Source organism: Methyloceanibacter sp. (assembly GCF_049590335.1).
Taxonomy (GTDB): Bacteria; Pseudomonadota; Alphaproteobacteria; order Rhizobiales; family Methyloligellaceae; genus Methyloceanibacter.
Genome location: NZ_JBAWCQ010000057.1, coordinates 24,186 through 31,983 on the forward strand (window position 1 = coordinate 24,186; position 7,798 = coordinate 31,983).

Genomic DNA, 7,798 nt, shown 5'->3' on the forward strand with positions numbered 1-7,798 from the left:
ACTATGCGCTTGGCGTGGTTCAAGAGATCGACCCGGCCGCCATGCATGTGTTCGCAAATGGCAGCTCCAGGAGATTGATCTCGGGTTCACTGGCAAGAACCAAAACAATGTGCGCCGGAACGTGAGCCAGGGCTATGACACTTGTAACCTGTTTCAGGTCGGCGGGGTCATATTCTTCTAATACTACATAATCAAACAGACTAGTCCTGACTTCGAGGCCGCCCTTCCCCAAACAGGCGGCCTCTTTTCTTGTCTGCTGACAGAGATCCTATTTGCTCCCAAAGTAGAATTTAGCCTATATAAAAACTCGACTAGGCTGCCCTAGAACCTATCGAGCGTATCGGGCCGCACCCAGAAAACGGTGATGAAATCGCCGCTCGAAGTTGGGCAAGAATTGGCGGAATCGCTGTAATTTTTGGGAGGTAACAATGCTTCACGAGGTCATCGAAACCCTGAACGCGCGGGTAGCCGTCAGGAACCGCTACGACAATTTCATCGGCGGCGACTGGGTTGCGCCTGTCGACGGGCGCTATTTCGACAATCTGAGCCCGGTCACCGGTAAGTCCATCTGTGAGATCGCCCGCTCCCAAGCGGCCGATGTCGAGCTCGCCCTCGACGCCGCGCACAAGGCGCGCGAGGCGTGGGGAAAAACGGCAGTTGCCGAACGCGCCAAGCTCCTCAACCAGATCGCCGATCGCATGGAGGAAAATATCCCGCTCTTGGCCGCCGTCGAAACGATTGACAACGGCAAGCCTATCCGCGAAACCACCGCGGCCGACATTCCTCTGGCCATCGACCATTTCCGTTATTTCGCCTCCTGCGTCCGCGCTCAGGAAGGCACGCTCGGCGAAATCGATCACGATACGGTGGCGTATCATTTCCACGAGCCTCTCGGCGTTGTAGGCCAGATCATTCCGTGGAACTTCCCAATTTTGATGGCGTGCTGGAAACTCGCACCCGCAATTGCCGCCGGGAATTGCGTGGTGATGAAACCGGCTGAGCAGACGCCCATGTCGATCATGGTGCTGATGGACTTGGTCGGGGATATCCTGCCCGCAGGCGTCCTCAATATCGTGAACGGTTTTGGCGTCGAGGCCGGTAAGCCCCTCGCGCAGAACCCGCGCATCGCCAAGATCGCGTTCACGGGCGAGACCACGACTGGGCGCCTCATCATGCAATATGCATCGGAAAATCTGATTCCGGTGACGCTTGAGCTGGGCGGCAAGTCGCCGAACATCTTCTTCGCCGATGTGATGGCCGAGGACGACGATTTCTTCGACAAGGCGCTCGAGGGCTTCGCCATGTTCGCGTTGAACCAGGGTGAGGTCTGCACCTGCCCGTCGCGCGCACTCGTGCACGAATCGATCTACGACCGTTTCATCGAGAAGGCGATCGCGCGTGTGGAGAAGATCAAGCTGGGTAACCCGCTCGACATGGACACCATGATCGGCGCCCAGGCATCCAACGACCAGTTGGAGAAGATCCTGTCCTATGTGGATATCGGCAACAAGGAAGGCGCCGAGCTCCTGACCGGTGGCAAGCGCGCCACCCATGAGGGCGACCTCTCCGAGGGCTATTACATGACGCCCACGGTGTTCCGCGGTCACAACAAGATGCGCATCTTCCAGGAAGAGATCTTTGGGCCGGTGCTGTCGGTAGCCACGTTCAAGGACGATGCGGAGGCGCTCGAGATCGCCAACGACTCGCTTTACGGCCTTGGCTCCGGCGTTTGGACTCGCGATATAAACCGCGCCTACCACTTCGGGCGTGGCATCGAGGCCGGGCGCGTCTGGACCAATTGCTACCACCTGTACCCGGCGCACGCGGCCTTTGGCGGCTACAAGAAGTCCGGCATCGGGCGCGAAACGCACAAGATGATGCTCGATCACTATCAGCAGACCAAGAACATGCTGGTGAGCTACAGCCCGAAAGCGCTAGGCTTCTTTTAGGCCTTAAGGGTATCTGCCAAGGTAATCCTGAGCGGCCCGGCGGGAACTCCCGCCGGGCCGTCTTGTCATAAGGGGCAAAGAGATGGTTGAACGGGTTCTAGCGACGGATGCGACGCTCGCGTTGATCGACAAGCTCAGGGCCACGCATGGGCCTTTGATGTTTCATCAATCCGGCGGGTGCTGCGACGGCTCGGCGCCCATGTGCTATCCAGAGGGCGAATTCCGGGTAGGCATCAACGATGTCCTCCTTGGAGACATCGGCGGCTGCAATTTCTACATGGATGACGATCAATTCGAGTACTGGAAACACACCCAACTTACCATCGACGTCGTCCCGGGGCGCGGGTCTGGGTTTTCGCTCGAAGCGCCTGAGGGCGTCCGGTTTCTGACGCGCGGCCGCGTGTTCACGGACGAAGAGGCCAACACGCTTGCGGCCGCGATGACGCCCTAGATGCCACTTGCGAAGCGCCTCTAGCGCCCGCGAATGGGACCCGCGTTCGCCATCCCGGTCACCGCATCGGATATGGGCCGCTCCTGGCCGTTCAGTTCGCCCAGCATGGCCTTGCCGATCTCGTGTTCGCCCATAACCACAAAATCCGCACCGTGCTTGGCGAGGTGGTCGATCTCCGCCTCTGAATGCGCGCGCGCCACGATGCGGAGTTTGGGATTGATCGTGCGCGCTTGCTCAACCACTTGCCCCCCTTCGAAAGCATCGGGAATGGCAACCAGGAGACAGCGCGCTTCGCCGAGATTGGCGGACTTGACGACTTCGGGGTCCGCCGCATTTCCGTGCAAAGCGTGGACACCATGCGCGTTCAAGTCGGCGGCATCGTCCGGGTCGTCCTCGATGATGTAGACCGGCACGCCCTTCTCCAGAAGGGCTTTGGAGACGAACCGCCCCACACGCCCGTGACCGATCAGCACCACATGGTCGGTGAGTGCCGTCACGGGAATGGGCTCGCGGGTCGGGGTCGCCTCGTCTTTTGCTTCGGCCTCCTCCGCTTCCACCTCTGGGCCCCCCTCGTCGGTACGCGCATGTTCGCGCCAGGCGAAATAGCGGTCGAGTGCCGCGAATAGAAGCGGATTGAGCAGGATCGTGATGATCGAACCGGCGAGAATCAGATCGCGCCCCTCGGTCGGCAAGACCCCGAGCGCGAGGCCTAGGCTAGCGAGAATGAAGGAGAACTCCCCGATTTGAGCGAGCGACGCGGAGATCACCAGGCCCGTGCTCGAAGACTGCCCGAACAGACGCACCACCGCGAAAGCCACAATGGACTTCGCCACGATGATGATCGCGACCGTCGCCAGAACCGCAAACGGGGCATCCACCATGATGGCCGGGTGGAACAACATGCCCACCGAGACAAAAAACAGAACCGCGAAGGCGTCTCGCAAGGGCAGCGATTCCGTCGCCGCCTGTTGGCTCAGTTGAGACTCGCTCAGCACCATGCCGGCGAAGAAGGCGCCGAGCGCCAGGGAGACCCCGAAAAGCTCGGCCGCCAGATAGGCGAAGCCGAGCGCAATCGACAGCACCGCGAGGCGAAATAGCTCACGGCTTCCCGTATGCGCCACGTAGTGGAGCAGCGCCGGAATCAGCTTCCTGCCCACGACCAGCATCGCCAGAGTGAAGACCAGGAGCTTGCCCACCACCTCGGCAACTTGGCGGGTCATCTCGATCGCATCCGGTGGCGCCTCGCCTTGGAACAGCCCCGTAATGGCAGGCAACAAGACCAAAGCCAGCACCATGGCGATGTCCTGCACGATCAGCCAGCCAATGGTGATTTTGCCCCGCTCGGTCTCAAGCAGGCGGCGCTCCTGCAGCATTCGGAGCAGCACCACGGTGCTGGCCACGGAGAGCGCGAGCCCAAAGATGAAACCGGCGGCGGGGTTCCAGCCAAGGGCCCAGCCCACCACCATGCCAAGCGGCGTGGCGACGAGTCCTTGCGCGATTGCGCCGGGAATGGCGATGGCCCGCACCGACAGGAGGTCCTGCACCGAAAAATGGAGCCCGACGCCGAACAGCAGCAGGATGACACCGACCTCGGACAGCTGGTTGGCGATGTTCTGATCTGCCCCAACCGCGGGGGCGAAGCCGATGACGATGCCCGCCACCAGATAGCCCACGAGCGGCGGCAGCTTGATGCGATGGGCAAGGAGACCAAGGCTAAACGCAAGCACCAGACCAATCGTCAGTGTCGAAACGAGAGGCGGCACGTGAAGCATTGTCGAAGGCCCCAGCTATCTGGCTTGTTTTCCGAAGACACAGGGCGCATAGCGTCTCAATGAATGCCGCAGACCGCAATCCCCTGGGGCGCTGAACCGTGTCCCCGCGACAATGTGGTACCCCAAATTTCACGTAAACGACATTTCCGCTCCGCCACCGCACCCAAAACGGCGCGGTTGTGGGCCGCAAAACCAGTTCCAAGTGCACAAGCCTAGACTATAGCGGGCCCCGGTCATGCCTAGGATGGCGGCCATCTAACAAGAAACACAGGCAGTCACGGAGCAAAGACCATGCAGATTCTCGACGCCAACATTACGGGGCTCATGGCCTGAGGGATCACCTTGCTGTTTGCCGGCGAGACCCGCGCCCAAATTCCGGTCGAGGAAGATTCCGGCAGGATTACAATGACCGGAACGGTCGAGGAGATCGAAATTCCGGAGAGTGTGATGATGGTTAACGCCCCCAGCGGCAGAACCATCGTCGATCTGATCAGTCCTGGCGTGAAGGACATCAAGACGATCAAGAAGAGAGAAAAGGTCACCATCAAATACACGCAGGAGGTCGCCGTGGCGCTCCGCAAGGCCGATGGCTTGCCTAAAGCCGTTCAGAACAAATCCGAGGAGAGCGAGACGGCCGATATGGGAATGAACGCACCAACAGTGGCAGTTCAGAACTGGATGAATATGACGCCCAAGGGCAAGGTCGACGACCTCACCACGATCGAGATCACTCGCGCCTCCATCACCGCGGTGAAGCCGGCCTAAGACGGCGCGCACAGTCCGGAGGCACATCATAGGGCAGGGAGAGGCTCTCCCTGCCCATATTTTTTGGACGTCGTCAGTCCGGCGTAGGCGCTACGAAGTCGATGCGCTACATCGTGGAAACGCCGATGACCTCATGGTCGCTGATCACGCAGTGCCAGGATCCGACTGTCGGAAATTCGTGCAGGTCCTGCCGCTGCTCGAGGAACTGCATCGCCGCCATATAGCCGCCATGGCCAAGACAAGCGTTGGGCGACATGGCGTCGGCCAGAAACTCCATGGGGACGGGCACGTCGATACAGCCTGTCGCCAGTAGCGCGGCCTTGCGCTCCTCGACAGTCCGCGGCTTCTCGTCATTGTAGCTTTTGCCCTGATTGACGGGCTGGAGAGGCGTCCCAACGGCACGGCAAGCCTTGACGATGAGTTGGACGTATACGGTCTTTTCCTTGTCCGCACCCATGCGGGTCGGCTGATCGGACTCGGCCGCGGCCGGAACGCAAAAGAGGGCACCGAGCGCGAAGGCAACGATCGTGGGGCATTTCATAATAGGCGTCTCACGTTTCGAGAGCTGACGGCCACACCCTCATCGAGAACTTCGCCAGCGGCCGGCCGGTGCCGCTCCGGAGCTTATGCCCCAATCTCCCCCGAAATGTGATCCTATCGGCAATTGCCAGATTTCCCAAATGTGGTGGGACCCGCTTGCCGCAATTTCGCAAGCCCGGCGGTCACGATGTCGTGACGAACTCGAGTCCGAATTCGGCGGCGGCGGTGCGCAGCCAGCCCCAAGAACTGCGGCCCACACTCCGAAAAAGAGCGATGTCGTAGGCATCCCCATCTCGGCAGAGCAGAATACCAATATGACCGATCGTGCTTCTTGCGGCTACGCCATCGCCGAAAATCCTGGGGGTCGAGATCAAGCGCCAGCCCTTTGGCAAGCGTGCAGCCGCTCATCCTGGCTCGGTCCCCCTTCAGCCCTTAATTTGAGCGGTAGGGACGGCAAGCTCGGCCGCTTGACCTTTCCTCATCGTAATGTTCTGAGCGATGGACCTGGAATACCATTGGCTTCCGTGTCGCCGATGCAACCTTGAGAGCTCGATGGACTGGCGCTTGACCACGACCAAACGCACCCATTCTGGTGCCTTACGGAAGGCCCTCGGCGGACTGGGGCTGTTCGCCCTTTGCCTTGCCGCCGCGGCCTATCCTGACACGTCGGCGGTGGCGCAACCCGTTCCGCCGGTCGAGACAGAAACCGTGCGCAAATCGCCCGTGATCCGGAAGCTCGAATTGTCGGGGAGCGTGTCATCGCCCCATGCCTCGCAAATCTCCACCTTGGTGGAGGGGCTTGTGAGCACCGTCCACTATGATAGCGGTGCCTATGTCAAAAAAGGCAACCTGCTGCTGGAACTCGACTCCGAACTCGAGGAAGCGGCCTTCGAGCAGGCGCAAGCCCAAGCCGCACAGGCCGCCGGAGAGGTCAAGGACGCAAAGCGCCGCCTGGATATCGCCGCTAACCTCGCCAAGCGGAAATACGGTCCGCAAAACGAAGTCGATGCCCGCGCGGCGGAAGTCGAAATCGACACCGCGACCCATGAAGGCTTTCGCGCCGAGCAGAAGCGGCGCGCCGTCGTTCTCGACCGCCACAGGCTGACGGCGCCTTTTGATGGCGTGATCTCGAAGCGCATGGTCGAGGTGGGCCAATGGGTGACGCCCGGAACCGCCGTCTTCGAACTGGTCGCGATGAAGAATTTCCGCGTCGACGTGCCAGTGCCGCAGGATTACTACGCAAAACTTCGCGACGGCGCCGATGTAGCGATCGAGATCGACACGCTGCCGGGCGAAGAGATCCCCGCCAAGATCGGCGCTCTGATCCCGGTAAGCGATCCGGATGCGCGCACCTTCACGCTGCGCGTTCTGCCCACACGTACCAACATCCCCATCACGCCTGGCATGTCGGCACGCGTTCTCGTAGACCTCGACACGGGGCGCCGCGACGTGGTCGTGAGCCGGGACGCGCTGATCCGCTACCCCGACGGGCGCATCACCGTTTGGGTCTTGATGGACGACGGCGACAAGATGAGCGTCACCGAACGCCGGATTGAGATTGGGCTGACCTTTGACGGGCTGGTCCAGGTCCTGTCCGGCCTCGATGAAGGAGAGCGTGTCGTCGTGCGCGGGAACGAGTCCTTACGCGAAGGACAAGCTGTCCGGCTAGCAAGCTGAGGCGCGATGCGTGAGGTACACCCCTGATGCTTGAGCGGATCGTCCAGCGCGGAACCTTGGTCACGGTGATGACGCTCATCGTCTGCGTGCTCGGCGTCCTCGCGGCCTTGCGCATTCCCGTTCAGATGATCCCCGATCTCGAAGTGCGCACGGTCACCGTCTATACGCGCTGGCCGGGTGCGACGCCCCAGGACGTGGAGAAGGAAATCATCATCGAGCAGGAGGAATATCTCCGCTCGATCCCGAGCCTCGAGCGGATCATCTCGCGCTCCTCCAGCGGGGAGGCGCGGATCGAGCTGGAGTTCCCCTACAATATCGATCTCAACGAAACCCTCATCCGCATCAACAACGCGCTGAGCCAGGTCCCCTCCTATCCGGAGGACGTGGACCAGCCGCGCGTGCGTGCGAGTTCGTTCAGCGCGAACTCCTTCATGTATTACCGGGTTTCGCCGCTCCCTGGAAACCCGCGCCACCTGGACATGGACATGATGCGCGACTTCATCGACGACCATGTGCGGGCGCCGCTGGAAAGCGTGAAGGATGTCTCGGACGTCCGGCTGGGAGGCGGCGCCGAAAAGCAGATTCAAATCATGTTCGATCCCGCCGCACTGGCGGAACGCAAAATCTCACTGACAGACGTGCGC

The 7,798-nt window shown here is 60.9% G+C and carries 8 protein-coding genes; 5 read left to right on the forward strand and 3 right to left on the reverse strand.

The window, feature by feature from the left end:
• The first annotated feature begins 428 nt into the window (after positions 1-428).
• Complete coding sequence (gene adh / locus WBQ77_RS04515) at positions 429-1,949, forward strand: aldehyde dehydrogenase (protein WP_424042400.1); 1,521 nt, start codon at positions 429-431, stop codon at positions 1,947-1,949.
• Positions 1,950-2,031: 82 nt separating this feature from the next.
• The gene (locus WBQ77_RS04520; RefSeq protein WP_424042401.1) at positions 2,032-2,400 is read left to right on the forward strand and encodes a DUF779 domain-containing protein; all 369 of its coding nucleotides are present in this window, start codon (positions 2,032-2,034) and stop codon (positions 2,398-2,400) included.
• 20 nt (positions 2,401-2,420) lie between these two features.
• Here the strand turns inward: WBQ77_RS04520 and ybaL are convergent, their stop codons facing one another.
• Positions 2,421-4,172 (reverse strand): YbaL family putative K(+) efflux transporter, encoded by a 1,752-nt coding sequence (gene ybaL, locus WBQ77_RS04525; protein ID WP_424042402.1) that lies wholly within the window; start codon positions 4,170-4,172, stop codon positions 2,421-2,423.
• A 342-nt stretch (positions 4,173-4,514) separates the two neighbouring features.
• On the opposite strand from ybaL, the gene WBQ77_RS04530 reads away from it, so the two are divergent.
• A complete protein-coding gene (locus WBQ77_RS04530) occupies positions 4,515-4,937 on the forward strand; it encodes a hypothetical protein (RefSeq protein WP_424059092.1) in 423 nt (140 codons plus the stop codon).
• Between the two features lie 106 nt (positions 4,938-5,043).
• Here the strand turns inward: WBQ77_RS04530 and WBQ77_RS04535 are convergent, their stop codons facing one another.
• On the reverse strand, positions 5,044-5,478 hold the full coding sequence (locus WBQ77_RS04535) for a hypothetical protein (protein ID WP_424042404.1): 435 nt from the start codon (positions 5,476-5,478) through the stop codon (positions 5,044-5,046).
• Between the two features lie 181 nt (positions 5,479-5,659).
• The gene (locus WBQ77_RS04540; protein WP_424059094.1) at positions 5,660-5,851 is read right to left on the reverse strand and encodes a hypothetical protein; all 192 of its coding nucleotides are present in this window, start codon (positions 5,849-5,851) and stop codon (positions 5,660-5,662) included.
• A gap of 178 nt (positions 5,852-6,029) precedes the next feature.
• On the opposite strand from WBQ77_RS04540, the gene WBQ77_RS04545 reads away from it, so the two are divergent.
• Both WBQ77_RS04545 and WBQ77_RS04550 read left to right on the forward strand, forming a co-directional pair.
• Complete coding sequence (locus WBQ77_RS04545) at positions 6,030-7,154, forward strand: efflux RND transporter periplasmic adaptor subunit (protein ID WP_424042406.1); 1,125 nt, start codon at positions 6,030-6,032, stop codon at positions 7,152-7,154.
• 26 nt (positions 7,155-7,180) lie between these two features.
• Positions 7,181-7,798: efflux RND transporter permease subunit (locus WBQ77_RS04550; RefSeq protein ID WP_424059095.1), on the forward strand; the 618-nt coding region annotated here is incomplete at its 3' end.

Bases quoted from the DNA above. Each gene is read 5' to 3' on its own strand.
- adh (WP_424042400.1), top strand. From the start codon at position 429: ATGCTTCACGAGGTCATCGAAACCCTGAACGCGCGGGTAGCCGTCAGG.
- WBQ77_RS04520 (WP_424042401.1), top strand. From the start codon at position 2,032: ATGGTTGAACGGGTTCTAGCGACGGATGCGACGCTCGCGTTGATCGAC.
- ybaL (WP_424042402.1), bottom strand. From the start codon at position 4,172: ATGCTTCACGTGCCGCCTCTCGTTTCGACACTGACGATTGGTCTGGTG.
- WBQ77_RS04535 (WP_424042404.1), bottom strand. From the start codon at position 5,478: ATGAAATGCCCCACGATCGTTGCCTTCGCGCTCGGTGCCCTCTTTTGC.
- WBQ77_RS04545 (WP_424042406.1), top strand. From the start codon at position 6,030: ATGGACTGGCGCTTGACCACGACCAAACGCACCCATTCTGGTGCCTTA.